A 14,876-nucleotide genomic window follows, 5' to 3' on the forward strand; every position below is an offset into this window, starting at 1 on the left:
AGCGTTGGATGATCTCGAGCTTGTGCAACTCGTTCATGGTCAGGGTGATTCTTTCTTTGCTCATACCCTGACTTTATCACAAATCAGTTAACCCCTGACATAATCATTAGTCTACCACACCCAGCAGGTTTTAGCCTTGACTTTAACCCCCATAAGTGTTAAAATTATAATCTTACTTTTAAAACCAACGTAAGGCCTATGTCAATGCAATACAATTACATAGTAATCTGGTTGATAGAAGACCCCTTTGACTGAATGGCACACTGAAGGGGCCGGTCTTGCTTTATTGAACCCTAAGCTGGATTTACCTGTTCCATTGCCACGAGCTTTAGCTCGTGGTTGAAGGATTAAAAAACTCTTGTGGTTTCAACCCCGCATGGCGAAACCATAGTTTAAGCCTCTCTGGGGCTAAAGCCCACCGGATTTAGATGAATATCTGCCACGACCTAAAGGTCATGGCAATGCTTGCGCTGAGGGAGCCGAAGCGGGTTGAGTTCCATCGCAGTTAACATTTCCCAAGAAATAGTAAAATAATATAGAACCTAAACAGTACGGGCAATGTACTCGTCCGACGAAGCCAACAATGGCGGCGTAGTAGGATGAATTGCCCCAACAGATAACAAGGAGAACAAAAATGGCCAAGAAACGAGTTCTGATCATGGGAGCCGCCGGGCGCGATTTCCATAATTTCAACACCTACTTCCGCAACAACAAGGACTATCAGGTCGTGGCCTTTACCGCCACCCAGATCCCGGACATCGCCGGTAGAAAATACCCCGCAGCCCTGGCCGGCAAGATGTATCCCAAGGGCATCCCGATCTACGACGAGAAGGAACTGGTCAAGCTGATCGCCAAGTTCAAGGTGGAGATCGTGGTCTTCGCCTATTCCGACGTGCCCTATCCCTACGTGATGAGCAAGGGCGCGGTGGTCAACGCCGCCGGGGCCGACTTCATGATGCTGGGCCCGGACGCCACTTCCATCAAGAGCAAAAAACCGGTGATCTCCATCTGCGCCGCCCGCACCGGCTGCGGCAAGAGCCAGACCACCCGCCGGGTGATAGAGGCCCTGATGGGCATGGGCAAGAAGGTGGTGGCGGTCCGTCATCCCATGCCCTACGGCGACCTGGTCAAGCAGAAGGTCCAGCGCTTTGCCACCATCGCCGACCTGGCCAAGCACAAATGCACCATCGAGGAGATGGAGGAGTACGAGCCGCACGTGGCCCGGGGCAACGTGATCTACGCCGGCGTGGACTACGAGGCCATTCTGCGCCAGGCCGAGAAGGAAGCCGACGTGGTGATCTGGGATGGCGGCAACAACGATTTCTCGTTCTACAAATCCGACCTGGAGATAGTGGTGGTTGATCCCCACCGTCCGGGACACGAGATGGCCTATTATCCGGGAGAGGTCAATCTGCGCCGGGCCGACGTGATCGTCATCAACAAGGAGGACAGCGCCACCAAGGAGAACATCGCCCTGGTCAAGCGGAACATCGCCGCCGCCAACCCGGAAGCCATCGTGATCGACGCCAATTCGCCGGTGACGGTGGAGCGGCCCGAGCTGATCCGCGGCAAGAAGGTGTTGGTGATAGAGGACGGCCCGACCCTGACCCACGGCGAGATGAAGTACGGAGCCGGAGTGGTGGCCGCCAAGAAGTACGGAGTGGGCCAGATGGTGGATCCCCGGCCCTACGCCGTGGGCACCATCGCCGGAACCTTCAAGAAATACCCCGGGATCGGGGTGCTGCTGCCGGCCATGGGCTACTCGGCCCAGCAGATCAAGGACCTGCAGACCACCATCGACAACACCCCCTGCGACCTGTACATCATCGGCACGCCCATCGACCTGCGCCGGTTCATCAAGTTCAACAAGCCGGCCTTAAGGGTCAACTACGAGCTGGCCGAGATCGGCAAGCCGGACCTGGCCGAGGTGATCCAGAAGAAATTCAAATTCAAAAAGAAGTAAACCAATCAGCCACAGAGGCACTGAGGCACAGAGGGAATTAATTCATCCGGGTACATTTAATGGCTATTTCAATGGACCAGAATATTGCCGGGTTATTTAAGTATTCTCTGTGTCTCTGAGTCTCGGTGGCGAAATTATTATGCCTCACAAAACAGCAGTCATAGCCCTGGGCGGAAACGCCATCGGGGCCACCGGCAAGGAAGACATCCACCAGCAGTTCGCCAACACCCGCCAGGCCGTGGCCGGGTTCCTGGAACTGATCAAGGAGGGTTACAACCTGGCCATCACCCACGGCAACGGACCCCAGGTGGGCAACGCCCTGCTGCGGGTGGAGCGGACCTTTCCCGACGGGATACCGGCCCTGCCGCTGGGAGTGATCGTGGCCGATACCGAGGGCGGGATGGGCTACATGATAGAGCAGAGCCTGCAGAACATGCTGACCGCCCATCGGATCGACCGCCAGGTGGTGACCCTGGTCACCCAGGTGGTGGTGGACAAGGACGACCCGTCCATCCTCAATCCCTCCAAACCCATCGGGCCCTATTACAAGGCGGAGGAGGTGGAAGCCCTTAAAGCCAGGGGCTGGGTGGTCAAGGAAGATTCCGGGCGCGGCTTCCGGCGTTTCGTGCCTTCGCCCATGCCAAAATCCATCGTCAACAAGAAGACCGTCAAGCAGCTGGTGAAGCAGGGGACCATCGTCATCGCCGGGGGCGGGGGCGGGGTGCCGGTCTACGTCCAGGCCGACGGCAGTTACGAGGGGGTGGACGCGGTGATAGACAAGGACCGGGCTTCGGCGGTGCTGGCCCGTGACATAGAGGCCGAGACCCTGATGATCCTGACCGCGGTGGAAAAAGTGTCATTGAACTACAAGAAGCCCGACCAAAAAGACCTGGATACTCTCACTTTGGCCGAAGCCAAGAAACACCTGGCCCAGGGGCAGTTCGCGGCCGGATCGATGGGACCCAAGGTGGAAGCCGCCATCCAGTTCCTGGAATACGGTGGGAAACAGGTGATCATCACCTCGCTGGAAAAGGCGGCCCAGGCCTTGAAGGGGCAGGCCGGGACCAGGATCACGGCGTAAGATAGCCACAAGATACACAGAGCAAAAATCTTTCGTTATGAAAATACGTGATCTTATAAAATTAATCGAGCAAGACGGATGGTATTTGGTGACCACCAAGGGGAGCCATCGCCAGTACAAACATCGGCTGAAAACAGGGAGGGTCACCATTGCCGGTCATCCGGGAGATGACATTGCTGAAGGGACATTGAACAGCGTTCTTAAGCAGGCCATGTTAAAAAGGAGGAAATAATGCACAGATTTTTAGTGATAATCGAGAAAGCCGGAAAAAATTATTCGGCCTATTCTCCCGATCTACCCGGCTGCATAGCTACGGGTAAAACATTGACGGATGCGGAAAAAAACATGCACTCTGCCATGGAAATGCATGTCAAGGGCCTGATCGAAGACCGGCAGAAGATACCCCGGGCCGCCGCCATTTCCGAATATATTGCCGTGGCGGTTTAACCTGAACTCAAAATAAGATTTTCCCAAACGTAGCCAGATAAAGCATAGCTACCAACATATCAATCATTAATATATCAGGAGTAAAGTGAATTTATTTATAGGTAGCCTGGCTAAGGAAGTGACCAAGGAAGACCTGCTCCAGACCTTTGAGCCTTTTGGCAAGGTGGAGTCGGCCTCGGTGGTCTTCGACCGCACCACCAACCAGTCCCGGGGGTTCGGGTTCGTGGAGATGCCCTGCAAGGCCGAGGCCCGCAAGGCCATTGACGCCTTGAGCGGCATCTTCAACCTTAAGGGCAAGGTGATCATGATCAACGAAGCCCGGCCCAAGGAAGGCGGCCACGGCGGCGGCGGCGGCGCCCGGCGCAGATTCTAATTCCCTCTGCCACAAAGGCACAAAGACACAAAGGGTTTTTAAAATTTGCAGGCAGTATTTAGTAACCAGTAGTTATCCATAGGGGACTATAGCGCCCTTTGGTCAGTCGCAGGTTCAATTTCATTTACCATTAGGACCCTAAGGTACTACTTTCGTTAATTATAAAATCGTTAATGGGTTTGTGTCTTAGTGTCTTGGTGGCTAATTTCTGTAAACAATAATCCTTAATATATATTCGGAGGCTTTATGGCCAAAACAACCACGGTGGAGGAGGCCAGGCAGACCATAGAGCAGGATTTCAAAAAGGGCTACGACCTTCCGGTCTATGTTTACAAGCCCTGGTGCAAGTCCTGTGAGATCTGCGTGGCCTTTTGCCCCAAACAGGTGCTGGAGATGGGCGAGGACCGCAAACCCACGGTGGCCCGGCCCCAGGACTGCATCATGTGCGGGCAATGCCAGCTGCGCTGTCCGGACCTGGCTATCTTTGTGTGCAAGGAGAGAAAAAAATGAGCAAGCAGATAAAACTCTGGCAGGGCAACGAAGCCTGCGCCGAAGGCGCGATGTACGCCGGCTGCGACTTTTTCGGGGGCTACCCCATCACCCCTTCCACCGAGGTGGCCGAGATCCTGGCCGCGATGCTGCCCAAGGTCGGCGGCAAGTTCATCCAGATGGAGGACGAGATCGCCAGCATGGGGACCATCCTGGGAGCGGCCGCGGCCGGGGCCAAGTCCATGACCTCCACCTCCGGGCCGGGCTTCTCGCTGATGATGGAGCTGTTGGGCTACGGCTGCATGGCCGAGATCCCCTGCGTCATCGTCAACGTCCAGCGGGCCGGGCCCTCCACCGGGCTGCCCACCAAGGGCGCCCAGGCCGACGTGATGCAGACCCGCTGGGGCACCCACGGCGACCATCCCACCATCGCATTATGCCCCTCGTCGATAGAGGAATCATTCAAGCTGACCGTCAAGGCCTTTAACCTGGCCGAAAAATTCCGGATGCCGGTGATCCTGCTTCTGGACGAGTTCATCGGCCACATGCGGGAGAAGATGGAAGTGCCCGAGCCCGGCGAGTTGGAAATATACAATCATCCCCGGCCCAAGGTGGATCCCAAAGAATACCAGCATTACGCCGACGGCTCCAGCGTGGGCGGCCCCTACGCCGCCATGGGCAGCGGCTACCGCTTCAACATCACCGGGCTGACCCACGACAAGAAGGGCTTTCCCACCGCCCGGCTGGACGAGATCCAGTGGAAGATGGACCGGCTGCGGGACAAGATCGACCAGCACCTGGCGGAGCTGACCGAGGTGGAGGAGGAATTTTTGGACGACGCCGAGATCGTGATCTTCTCCTACGGGGCGGCGGCCCGCAGTTCCCAGCAGGCGGTGCGCCAGGCCCGGGCCAAGGGGATCAAAGTTGGTCTGTTGCGGCCCACCACCATCTGGCCCTTCCCCGACCGGATAGTGACCGACGTCCTTAAAAAATGCAAAACCATGCTGGTGGCCGAGATCAGCCAGGGCCAGCTGGTATACGAAGTTGAGCGCTGCAACAAGTCAAACACCCCGGTGGTGCCGGTGCTGCGCTATGACGGCGAGATGATAACCCCGGCCCAGATATTGAAGGCGGTAGAGGAGGCGCAAAAATAATGAAGATACATCCTGCTTATGAAATGCTCCGGCCCGGCAAGAAGTTCCCCAACGTCTGGTGTCCGGGCTGCGGCCACGGCATAGTCCAGGGGGCCATCATCCGGGCGGTGGAGCGGCTGGGGATCAACCGGGACGAGGTGGCCATGGTCTCCGGCATCGGCTGTTCCTCGCGGATGCCGGTCTACGTGGACTTCAACAGCCTGCATACCGCCCACGGCCGGGCCCTGCCCTTTGCCACCGGGGTCAAGCTGCACAACCCCAAGCTGCACGTGATAGTGATCACCGGCGACGGGGACGCCCTGGCCATCGGCGGCAACCATTTCATCCACGCCGCCCGCCGCAACATGGAGCTGACGGTGATCCTGATGAACAACAACATCTACGGCATGACCGGGGGCCAGTACTCGCCCACCACCCCCATCGGCAAACGGGCCTCCACCGCCCCCTACGGCTGCGCCGAGCGCGACTTCGACGCCTGCGCCCTGGCCATAGCGGCCGGAGCGGTTTTCGCCGCCCGGGGCACGGTGTACAACGCGGTGGAGCTGGACAAGATGATAGAGAAGGCCCTGACCAAGAAGGGCTTTGCCCTGGTGGAGGCCCTCAGCCCCTGTCCCACCCTGTACGGAAGGCTCAACAAGGAGGGCAGTGCGGTCAAGATGATGCAGACCCAGAAGGCCAACACCATCAACCTTAAGGCCGCCGAAAAACTCACCCCCCAGGAATTGGAGGGCAAGATCATCACCGGCATCTTCCACGACGGCGAGGCCCAGCCCTACACCGAGGTCTACCAGCAGATCATAGCCAAAGCCCAAGGCAAGTAAGGGCACGATGCATCGTGCCCCAACAGATAATCAGTAAGGGCGAGGTAACCTCGCCCCAACGTAAGGGCCGATATACCGGCCCCAACCGAGGATATAAGATGAAAGAAAGATACGAGATCAGGCTTTCCGGCTCCGGCGGACAGGGGATGATCACCGCCGGGATAATACTGGCCGAGGCGGCCGGGGTCTACGACGGCAAGAAGGTCATCCAGTCCCAGAGCTACGGCCCCGAGGCCCGGGGCGGGGCCAGCAAGGCCGAGGTCATCATCTCCAACCAGGACATCTATTTCCCCAAGGCCACCGCCATAGACATCCTGCTGGCCATGACCCAGGAGGCCTGGGAATCATACAGCAAGGACCTGAACTCCGACGCCATCGCCATCATCGATTCCTTCTACGTCAAGGAATGCGATTTCAAGAACGCCTACTTCCTGCCCCTGACCCAGAAGGCCCGGGAAGAGGTGGGGATCGAGATGGTGGCCAACGTCATAGCCCTGGGGGCCATCGCCGAACTGACCGGGGTGGTGACCAAGGAGTCGCTGGAGAAGTCCCTTTTATCAAGGGTTCCCAAGGGCACGGAAGAGAAGAACAAAAAAGCGCTGGAGATAGGATACCGTCTGGCCCGGGAAGCCAAAAAATGACGGGACACAACCACCAGCACAACCTGCAGCGGACCCTGCTGATAATCAAGCCGGACGCGGTGCGCCGGGGGCTGATCGGAGAGATCCTGCACCGGGTGGAGCTGGACGGCTTTGACATCATAGCCATGAAGATGACCCGCCTGACGGAACGCCAGGCCCGGGGCTTCTACGTGATGCACAAGAAAAAGCCCTTCTACCAGCCGCTTTGCAAGTTCATGACCAGCGGGCGCCTGGTGCTGTGCGTGGTGGAAAGGGCGGAGGCCATCGAATCCCTGCGCCAGCTGGTGGGCAAGACCAACCCCAAGCTGGCGGCCTTCGGCTCCATCCGCCACGATTACGCCACCGACATCCGGCAGAACTGCGTCCACGCCTCGGACACCCCGGAGAACGCTGCCCGGGAGGTGAAATATTTCTTCAAGCCCTCGGCCGTTTCCCAGATAAAGCACGGGCTGAAGAAGATATACAGTCTGCCGTTCGTCAAGCGCTGAATAATAACTGCTCTGGTTTGACAGGATTTACATGATTCCCCGGGTTGCCCGGAAATAAAATTAAAATACTTATCCCATTGGTTCAGGAAACTGGTTGAACACCCAGTGCCAACCCCGGTATGTCGCGTTAAAACGATCAGTGAGCATCGCAGTTGATGGCGGAAAAAGCTTGTCTGCATGTCTGAGGGCTGGGCCAAAGCCCGAGTTCAGACAAGCCCGTCAGCAATGAGAAGCGCAGCGCGGGCCTGCTGTAGCTTTAGCGTAAGCATGGCCCGGAGAGTTTTAAGCGACGAGCTTTTTTCTTTTTGGTTCTTTTTCTTGATTGGCGGTACAAAAAAGAAAAAGAACATAATTGAGCCAATATCTGCGTTTTCACCAATTAGTACTGCCTATTCTGGCTCATACCGGCAAGGAGATAACCTTAACTTTTTCATATAAACATTTAGGAGTTGCAGTGGCTAAGGACACCATCATTCTTTCTTTGAACTGCGGAAGTTCCTCGGTTAAATACCAGCTCTACAACTGGACCAGCCAGGAGATAATGGCCAAGGGCCTGGTGGAACGGGTGACCTTTGAGGGTTCGGTGATAGTTCACGAAGTTCCCGGCCGCGAGCCGCTGAAACTGGAAAAGGAATGCCCCGACCATCAGGTGGCCATCCAGATGATCCTGGAAACATTGCTCCACGAAAATCATCCGGTGATCTCGGACCTCAGCCAGATCAGCGGGGTTGGCCACCGGGTGGTCCACGGCGGCGAGCATTTCGCCAAATCGACCCTGATCAACGACCAGGTGATAGCCGCCTTTGAGGAACTGTCCTCGCTGGCCCCGCTCCACAATCCGCCTAACGTGCTGGGGATCAAGGCGGCCCAGGCCATCATGCCCGACGTGCCCCATGTGGCGGTGCTGGACACGGCCTTTCACCAGACCATGACCAAGACCTCGTACATCTATCCCGTGCCCTACGAGTGGTACGAAAAATACGGGGTGCGGCGCTACGGGTTCCACGGCACCTCCCACCTTTACGTGGCCCGGCGGGCCGCGGTGATGCTGAAGAAGGACCCTTTCCAGGTCAACCTGATCACCTGCCACCTGGGCAACGGGGTCAGCCTCAGCGCCATCAAGAACGGCTGTTCCTACGACACCAGCCTGGGTCTGACCACGCTGGAGGGTCTGGTGATGGGCACCCGCTCGGGCGACGTGGACCCCGGCCTGATGCCCTTCATGTGTGCCAAGGAGAACAAGACAGCCCGGGAGATAGAGGCCGTACTGCTTAAGAAGAGCGGGGTGCTGGGCATCTCCGGGAAATATACCGACCGCCGGGACATAGAGGACGCCATGAAAGCGGGCGACGAGCGGGCCAAGCTGGCCTTTGACATCGAGGCCTACCGCCTTAAAAAATACATCGGTTCCTACTACGCCGCCCTGGGGCACCTGGACGCAGTGGTCTTCACCGGCGGGGCCGGCGAAATGGGTCCGCTGCTGCGGGAGGCGGCCATGACCGGGATGGAGGAGCTGGGAATGGTGCTGGATCCGGACCTCAACAAGAAGGCCAAGAGCCGCAACCACGAATTCGAGATCTCGGCCAGGGACTCCCGGATCAAGCTGTTCGTCATCCCCACCGACGAGGAACTGGTGTTCACCGAGGATGTGGTGGCCACCATCGAAGGGCGGTACGACGTGCACACCAAGTTCAAGTATGGCTTTGAGGACCAGGGATATGTCAACAAGATGAGGGACGAGGCCTACCAGCGGGAACTGGAGAAAAAGAAGAAGGGCTGATCACCTTGCTAAGGGAGGGGAATCAATTTGGACGCGGATTATCGCAGATCAGGTTGATCATGGTTTGACAAAAGAAAACCGTGAAAACCATCATCCATAAAACAGTTCTTGGTCCTATGTTTTGAGACTTTAGGCGAGCTATCCAAATACTCCTTATTCCATTTTCTGCATTTTGCTTTTAGAATAGGTGGTTCTATGAAAATAAAACTTCGCCAGCTGCAGGACGGGCGGCACCAGTTCGACATCAGTCTGAGCGAGCCGGCCTCCGATCTGCTGGATTTTTCCCCGGTCCAGGGCAGCCTGACCATTCTCAAAAGCGGCGTCACCCTCCATGTCACCGGATGCCTGGATTACACGGCCCGCCAGCACTGCAGCCTTTGCCTGAAGAGCTTTGAGGCCCCGGGCCAGGCGGAGATAGACCTGTTCTTCCGGCCCCAGACCAGGGAAGATCTGGCAGGGGGCAGGGAACTGGAGCTGAAGCCCGACGAGCTGGACATGGTGCTTTACCTGGGGCAGGAGATAGATCTTTGGCCCGAGCTGCGGGAGGCCCTGCTGCTTTCCCTGCCGGTCAAGCCGGTGTGCCGGGAGGACTGCCGGGGGCTGTGCGCCCAATGCGGGAAACCGATGGTGGAAGATACCTGCGGCTGTGCCAGAAAAGAAACTGACCCCCGGTGGGAAAAACTGCTGAAACTGAAAAAGGAAAAATAAAATGGAGGCCAGGCATTACCAAAGGCTGGAGAACGGCTCGGTGCAATGCCTGCTGTGCCCGCATCTTTGCCGGATCGCCCCGGGCCAGACAGGGCTGTGCCGGGTCAGAAGCAACAACGGCGGAAGGCTGGAGGCGCAAAGCTACGGCCGGGCGGTGTCCCCGGTCATGGACCCGATAGAAAAGAAACCGCTGCACCACTTTTATCCCGGCAGCCAAATACTTTCCACCGGACCCAACGGCTGCAACCTGGCCTGCAGTTTTTGCCAGAACTGGGAGGTATCCCAGCAGGAGTCGCCCACCGAAGCGGTGGAGCCGCGGCAATTGGTGGAGCAGGCGGTCAATGAAGGATCCGTGGGGATAGCCTTCACCTACACCGAGCCTTTGATCTGGTTTGAGTATCTGATGGACGTGTGTCCCCTGGCCAGGCAGGCCGGGCTTAAGACAGTGCTGGTCACCAACGGGACCATCAGCCCGGAGCCGCTAAGGGAACTGCTGCCCCACATCGACGCCATGAACATAGACCTGAAGTCGATGGATGCTGGCTTTTACAAAAATGTGTGCCGGGGAGATCTGGGCACGGTGCTTAAGACCATAGAGCTTTCCCGGCCTTCCTGCCACATCGAACTAACCAACCTGGTCATCCCGGGCTTAAACGATTCTTCCCGGGACATGGAGGCCTTGGTCGACTGGGTCTGCCGGCTGGATCCCTTGATACCACTGCATATCTCCCGGTACTTTCCCCGGTATAAAATGGATACCCAGTCCACTCCGGAAAACACCCTGAAAAAGTATTACAACCTGGCCAAAGCAAAACTGAAATATGTGTATGTTGGCAATATCCAACTTGAGGGAACCGAGGACACATACTGCCCCGGGTGCGGCCAGGTGCTGATAAAAAGGTCGGGCTACCGGATAAACCTGGAGGGACTGAAGGGCCAGGACTGTAAAAAATGCGGCCGCCGGGCCGACATCATAGGTCTGAAGGACTGAGGGTTTCCTTGCCACCAAGACACAAAGACACCAACACAATTAACAAATAACGTTTTACGAATTTAGTGCCTTGGTGCCTTTGTGGCAATAAGTTCCGAATTAACCCGCCGCTGGCGGATCTGAAAGGAATATAACATGGCGCTTAAAAAACGGGGGGCGGGGTTTTACCTGTTGATCATCCTGGGCGGGGCCCTGCTGGGCAGCGGCCTGGGCGACCTGGTGGGATACATCCTGCCTTCGGGCGTGGTGCGTGATTTTTTCACCAATGCCATCACCCCGGGGGTCAACCCTCCGCTGACCATAAATCTATTGGTGATGACCCTGACCCTGGGCTTCACCCTTAAACTGAACATCATCGCCCTGCTGGGCATTGTGCTGATGGCCTATCTGCTGAAATGGTTCTAACCGGAGCAATCGGGTCAATGTCCAGTGTCAATCAGTGTCTGACAATAACCGTAAAAGTAATGGAGATCAAATAAAATGAAACTGTTCATAGATACCGCCAACATCGCCGAGATCAAGGAAGCCGCCAGCTGGGGCATCATCGACGGCGTGACCACCAACCCCAGCCTGATCGCCAAGGAGGGCCGTGACTTTGCCACGGTGGTCAAAGAGATCTGCGCCATTGTGGACGGCCCGGTCTCGGCCGAGGTGATCAGCGAAAAGGCCCCGGACATGATCCTGGAAGCCGAGCCGCTGATAAAGATCCATCCCAACGTGGTGATCAAGATCCCCATGACCCTGGAGGGCCTAAAGGCGGTCAAGATACTGTCGGCCCGGGGCATCAAGACCCACATCACCCTGGTGTTCTCGGCCAACCAGGCCCTGCTGGCCGCCAAGGCCGGGGCCACCTTCATCAGCCCCTTCGTGGGCAGGCTGGACGACGTCTCGGAATACGGGATGGACCTGATAGAGGAGATCGTCCAGATCTACGACAATTACGATTTTGAGACCCAGATCCTGGCGGCCAGCCTAAGGACCCCGCTCCACGTGCTGGACTGCGCCAAGCTGGGGGCCCATATCGCCACCGTGCCCTTCAACGTCCTGAAAATGCTGGCCCAGCACCCGCTGACCGACGCCGGGATCAAAAAGTTTTTGGACGACTGGGCCAAGGTCAAGAAATAACATTTCGGGGTGAACGACAATGACTATGAAAAAATATCTGTTCCTTTTCATCATACCGTTGATTACGTTAGGTTGTGGCGCATATTCGTACCGTCATGGAGTAAATTATGAAATGACCGCAACCCAAGACGAGGTTCATCAAGCTTTTCCTGTCATGCTTAGTAAGTATGGATACGATAGCATTGCAGTATCGTCGGATTCATTATTGAGTGATAGCAGTATTACGTACATGGTGAAAACCGACAAGGACACGTTAAATATCCGGGCTAAACAAAATAGATTCTACACACAAAAAGGGACAATAGATCTAACGGCTTGTCATAATGAAAACAGCGGTTTATACCTGCAATCTTTACGGGAAGAAATAGCTCTTCAAAGAGGGGATACTACGCGATTATATTTGAAAAGTAAAAATAAAATTACTTTTGGGACATTGTATTTTCTCTCTCCGGTTATCGGCGAAATGTATTATGACTATAAGAACCCGCTTTTCACCAAAAGTGAGAAGGGTAATCATATTTTTGTGTCTTGTTACATTAAGGAACTCATTCCATTGCTTCCAGTATTGTTATACGCCCCGCAAGGTTCAATAAATAAGGCTAAACCGATATTTTGGTGCCTCGCAGGATTGTGGTTATTAAACCGTTTGGAAGGATTTTTCACCCCATCCCGAATAACGAATTACAATCAGTTTGTTAAGACAGGGTATGTCTTTAATAATGAAAAGAATGACCAATTTAACAGCTTGCCAATGCTTGAAAGTAAATATTTTTATTTAAAGGCAGATAGTACTAAAAAAGAGATAACATCGTCTGACGGGAGTGTGCGATAGCCATATCCTATTTCTGGCTCGGCAGAACCGGTGCGATATAATCCAAAGACAAAACAATACCGGCCAAAATCAAGCAGGTATGAATACCGAAAACATAAAGAACCAGGCCAGGCAGATCCGGCGCGACATCATCGAGATGACCCACAGCGCCGGATCGGGCCATCCCGGAGGGTCGTTATCCTCAGCCGAGATAATGGCCGTTCTTTATTTTCACACCCTGCAGCACCATCCCAAAGATCCATTGTGGGAAGGCCGGGACCGGTTCTATCTTTCCAAGGGGCACGCCTGTCCGGTGTTGTATGCTACTCTGGCCGAAGCCGGGTATTTTGACAGATCGCTTTTAAAGACCTTCCGCCATTTGGGATCACCACTGCAGGGCCACCCCCACCGCCTTAAAACGCCGGGGGTAGAGGCTTCCAGCGGTTCGCTGGGGCAGGGGCTTTCGCTGGCGGCCGGCACCGCCCTGGGACTGAAGATGGAGCAAAAACCCGGCCGGGCCTTCTGCCTGCTGGGCGACGGCGAACTGCAGGAAGGGCAGGTCTGGGAGGCGGCCATGGCGGCCGGTCACTTCAAGCTCAACAACCTCTGTGCCATAGTGGACCACAACAACCTGCAGATAGACGGGCCGGTGGAGCAGGTGATGGGGATCGAGCCCCTGGCCGACAAGTGGCGGGCCTTCCGCTGGCAGGTGATTGAGGTGGACGGCCACAACATCCAGCACCTGGTCCGGGCCTTTGACTTTGCCCGGGGCATCAAGGACAAGCCGGCGGTGATCCTGGCCCGGACGGTCAAGGGCAAGGGGGTTTCCTTCATGGAGAACCGGGCGGAGTGGCACGGCCGGGCCCCGAACAAGGAGGAGCACGACAAGGCCCTGGCGGAGCTTAAATGACCGACAACGGAAAACAAAGCGCAGATTGCCGCGTTCGTAAGCAAGTAAGCCGGTCTCGCAATGACGTAAACAGCAAGGGTTAAATTACATGCAATACCGCCAATTCGGAAAAGACAAGTTCAACGTTTCGGTCCTGGGCTTCGGGGCCATGCGCCTGCCAATTCTTAACAACGACATGAAACAGATCGACCAGCCCCTGGCCACGGCCATGATCCGCAGGGGGATCGACGGCGGGATCAATTATGTAGACACCGCCTATCCCTACCACGGCGGGACCAGCGAAGCGCTGGTGGGGCAGGCCCTGAAGGGCGGCTACCGGGAAAAGGTGCGCTTGGCCGACAAGATGCCGACTTGGCTGGTCAACTCCCGCGACGACATGGACCGTCTGCTGGCCGAACAGCTGGCCCGGCTGGACGACAAAAGGATAGATTATTACCTGCTGCATTCGCTGAACCGCGGGGTCTGGAACAAGATGAAAGAGCTGGGGGTGCTGCGCTGGGCCAAAAAGCAAATGTCTAAAGGTACCATCGGCAGCCTGGGGTTCTCCTTCCACGGCCCGGCCTCAGATTTCATCAAGATCTGCGACGACCACGACTGGGATTTCTGCCAGATCCAGTACAATTACATGGACACCACCACCCAGGCCGGCCTGAAAGGCTTGAAGCACGCGGCCTCCCGGGGCATCTCAGTGATCGTGATGGAGCCCCTGAAGGGCGGGCGCCTGGCCCTGCCGCCGGAACAGGTGAAGGCCATCCTGGAAAACGGAAAGGGCGGCAGCCCGGTCTCCTGGGCTCTGCGCTGGGTCTGGAATGACTCAAAAGTCCCGCTGCTGCTTTCCGGGATGAGCACCATGGAGCAGGTGGAGGAGAATCTGAAACTCGCCGATCAGGCCCAGGCCGGATCATTCTCCGCCGAAGAGCTTAAGACCATCGACCGGGTGCGGTCCCTGTACAACCGGATGGTGGACATCAACTGCACCAACTGCAAGTACTGCCTGCCCTGCCCGGCCGGGGTCAACATCCCCCGCAACTTTAAGCTTTACAACGACGGATACCGCTACGGGAATTTCGGCAACCCAGCCTTCTTTTACTGGA

18 protein-coding genes are annotated in these 14,876 nt (G+C 56.3%); all 18 read left to right on the plus strand.

Going from position 1 to position 14,876, the window contains the following annotated elements; genetic code table 11:
- The first annotated feature begins 634 nt into the window (after positions 1-634).
- Positions 635-1,963: a cyclic 2,3-diphosphoglycerate synthase gene (locus Q7U71_05435; protein ID MDO9391197.1), complete on the plus strand. Its 1,329-nt coding sequence runs from the start codon at positions 635-637 to the stop codon at positions 1,961-1,963.
- Positions 1,964-2,102: 139 nt separating this feature from the next.
- Positions 2,103-3,044: a carbamate kinase gene (gene arcC, locus Q7U71_05440; GenBank protein MDO9391198.1), complete on the plus strand. Its 942-nt coding sequence runs from the start codon at positions 2,103-2,105 to the stop codon at positions 3,042-3,044.
- Positions 3,045-3,081: 37 nt separating this feature from the next.
- Positions 3,082-3,276 (plus strand): type II toxin-antitoxin system HicA family toxin, encoded by a 195-nt coding sequence (locus tag Q7U71_05445; protein ID MDO9391199.1) that lies wholly within the window; start codon positions 3,082-3,084, stop codon positions 3,274-3,276.
- Positions 3,276-3,491: a type II toxin-antitoxin system HicB family antitoxin gene (locus Q7U71_05450; GenBank protein ID MDO9391200.1), complete on the plus strand. Its 216-nt coding sequence runs from the start codon at positions 3,276-3,278 to the stop codon at positions 3,489-3,491. Before Q7U71_05445 ends, Q7U71_05450 begins: the two co-directional genes overlap by 1 nt.
- Positions 3,492-3,576: 85 nt before the next feature.
- Positions 3,577-3,864, plus strand: coding sequence for an RNA-binding protein (locus Q7U71_05455; GenBank protein MDO9391201.1), 288 nt, complete (start codon positions 3,577-3,579; stop codon positions 3,862-3,864).
- Between the two features lie 285 nt (positions 3,865-4,149).
- Complete coding sequence (locus Q7U71_05460) at positions 4,150-4,374, plus strand: 4Fe-4S dicluster domain-containing protein (protein ID MDO9391202.1); 225 nt, start codon at positions 4,150-4,152, stop codon at positions 4,372-4,374.
- A complete protein-coding gene (locus tag Q7U71_05465) occupies positions 4,371-5,507 on the plus strand; it encodes a 2-oxoacid:acceptor oxidoreductase subunit alpha (protein ID MDO9391203.1) in 1,137 nt (378 codons plus the stop codon). The genes Q7U71_05460 and Q7U71_05465 overlap by 4 nt, the downstream gene beginning before the upstream one ends.
- Positions 5,507-6,328 (plus strand): 2-oxoacid:ferredoxin oxidoreductase subunit beta, encoded by an 822-nt coding sequence (locus tag Q7U71_05470; protein ID MDO9391204.1) that lies wholly within the window; start codon positions 5,507-5,509, stop codon positions 6,326-6,328. Before Q7U71_05465 ends, Q7U71_05470 begins: the two co-directional genes overlap by 1 nt.
- Before the next feature lie 98 nt (positions 6,329-6,426).
- Positions 6,427-6,969 (plus strand): 2-oxoacid:acceptor oxidoreductase family protein, encoded by a 543-nt coding sequence (locus Q7U71_05475; protein ID MDO9391205.1) that lies wholly within the window; start codon positions 6,427-6,429, stop codon positions 6,967-6,969.
- Positions 6,966-7,457 (plus strand): nucleoside-diphosphate kinase, encoded by a 492-nt coding sequence (ndk, locus tag Q7U71_05480; GenBank protein ID MDO9391206.1) that lies wholly within the window; start codon positions 6,966-6,968, stop codon positions 7,455-7,457. Before Q7U71_05475 ends, ndk begins: the two co-directional genes overlap by 4 nt.
- A 454-nt stretch (positions 7,458-7,911) precedes the next feature.
- Positions 7,912-9,237, plus strand: a complete 1,326-nt coding sequence (locus Q7U71_05485; GenBank protein MDO9391207.1) for an acetate kinase — start codon at positions 7,912-7,914, stop codon at positions 9,235-9,237.
- Between the two features lie 195 nt (positions 9,238-9,432).
- Positions 9,433-9,945 carry a DUF177 domain-containing protein gene (locus Q7U71_05490; protein ID MDO9391208.1) on the plus strand — a complete coding sequence of 171 codons (513 nt, stop codon included), beginning with the start codon at positions 9,433-9,435 and terminating at the stop codon, positions 9,943-9,945.
- Between the two features lies 1 nt (position 9,946).
- A complete protein-coding gene (gene amrS / locus Q7U71_05495) occupies positions 9,947-10,936 on the plus strand; it encodes an AmmeMemoRadiSam system radical SAM enzyme (GenBank protein MDO9391209.1) in 990 nt (329 codons plus the stop codon).
- A 135-nt stretch (positions 10,937-11,071) separates the two neighbouring features.
- Positions 11,072-11,341, plus strand: a complete 270-nt coding sequence (locus Q7U71_05500; protein ID MDO9391210.1) for a DUF4321 domain-containing protein — start codon at positions 11,072-11,074, stop codon at positions 11,339-11,341.
- A gap of 75 nt (positions 11,342-11,416) precedes the next feature.
- Positions 11,417-12,061, plus strand: a complete 645-nt coding sequence (gene fsa, locus Q7U71_05505; protein MDO9391211.1) for a fructose-6-phosphate aldolase — start codon at positions 11,417-11,419, stop codon at positions 12,059-12,061.
- A 25-nt stretch (positions 12,062-12,086) separates the two neighbouring features.
- Complete coding sequence (locus Q7U71_05510) at positions 12,087-12,893, plus strand: hypothetical protein (GenBank protein MDO9391212.1); 807 nt, start codon at positions 12,087-12,089, stop codon at positions 12,891-12,893.
- Positions 12,894-12,972: 79 nt separating this feature from the next.
- On the plus strand, positions 12,973-13,782 hold the full coding sequence (locus Q7U71_05515) for a transketolase (GenBank protein MDO9391213.1): 810 nt from the start codon (positions 12,973-12,975) through the stop codon (positions 13,780-13,782).
- Positions 13,783-13,870: 88 nt separating this feature from the next.
- Positions 13,871-14,876, plus strand: a 1,006-nt coding sequence (locus tag Q7U71_05520; protein MDO9391214.1) for an aldo/keto reductase, incomplete at its 3' end; no start/stop codon positions are given.

It is taken from the genome of bacterium, assembly GCA_030655055.1.
Taxonomy (GTDB): Bacteria; Edwardsbacteria; AC1; order AC1; family EtOH8; genus UBA5202.

Coding starts and splice junctions, on each gene's coding strand:
- Q7U71_05435 (MDO9391197.1), top strand. CDS start 635: ATGGCCAAGAAACGAGTTCTGATCATGGGAGCCGCCGGGCGCGATTTC.
- arcC (MDO9391198.1), top strand. CDS start 2,103: ATGCCTCACAAAACAGCAGTCATAGCCCTGGGCGGAAACGCCATCGGG.
- Q7U71_05445 (MDO9391199.1), top strand. CDS start 3,082: ATGAAAATACGTGATCTTATAAAATTAATCGAGCAAGACGGATGGTAT.
- Q7U71_05450 (MDO9391200.1), top strand. CDS start 3,276: ATGCACAGATTTTTAGTGATAATCGAGAAAGCCGGAAAAAATTATTCG.
- Q7U71_05465 (MDO9391203.1), top strand. CDS start 4,371: ATGAGCAAGCAGATAAAACTCTGGCAGGGCAACGAAGCCTGCGCCGAA.
- Q7U71_05470 (MDO9391204.1), top strand. CDS start 5,507: ATGAAGATACATCCTGCTTATGAAATGCTCCGGCCCGGCAAGAAGTTC.
- Q7U71_05475 (MDO9391205.1), top strand. CDS start 6,427: ATGAAAGAAAGATACGAGATCAGGCTTTCCGGCTCCGGCGGACAGGGG.
- ndk (MDO9391206.1), top strand. CDS start 6,966: ATGACGGGACACAACCACCAGCACAACCTGCAGCGGACCCTGCTGATA.
- Q7U71_05490 (MDO9391208.1), top strand. CDS start 9,433: ATGAAAATAAAACTTCGCCAGCTGCAGGACGGGCGGCACCAGTTCGAC.
- amrS (MDO9391209.1), top strand. CDS start 9,947: ATGGAGGCCAGGCATTACCAAAGGCTGGAGAACGGCTCGGTGCAATGC.
- Q7U71_05500 (MDO9391210.1), top strand. CDS start 11,072: ATGGCGCTTAAAAAACGGGGGGCGGGGTTTTACCTGTTGATCATCCTG.
- fsa (MDO9391211.1), top strand. CDS start 11,417: ATGAAACTGTTCATAGATACCGCCAACATCGCCGAGATCAAGGAAGCC.
- Q7U71_05510 (MDO9391212.1), top strand. CDS start 12,087: ATGAAAAAATATCTGTTCCTTTTCATCATACCGTTGATTACGTTAGGT.
- Q7U71_05515 (MDO9391213.1), top strand. CDS start 12,973: ATGAATACCGAAAACATAAAGAACCAGGCCAGGCAGATCCGGCGCGAC.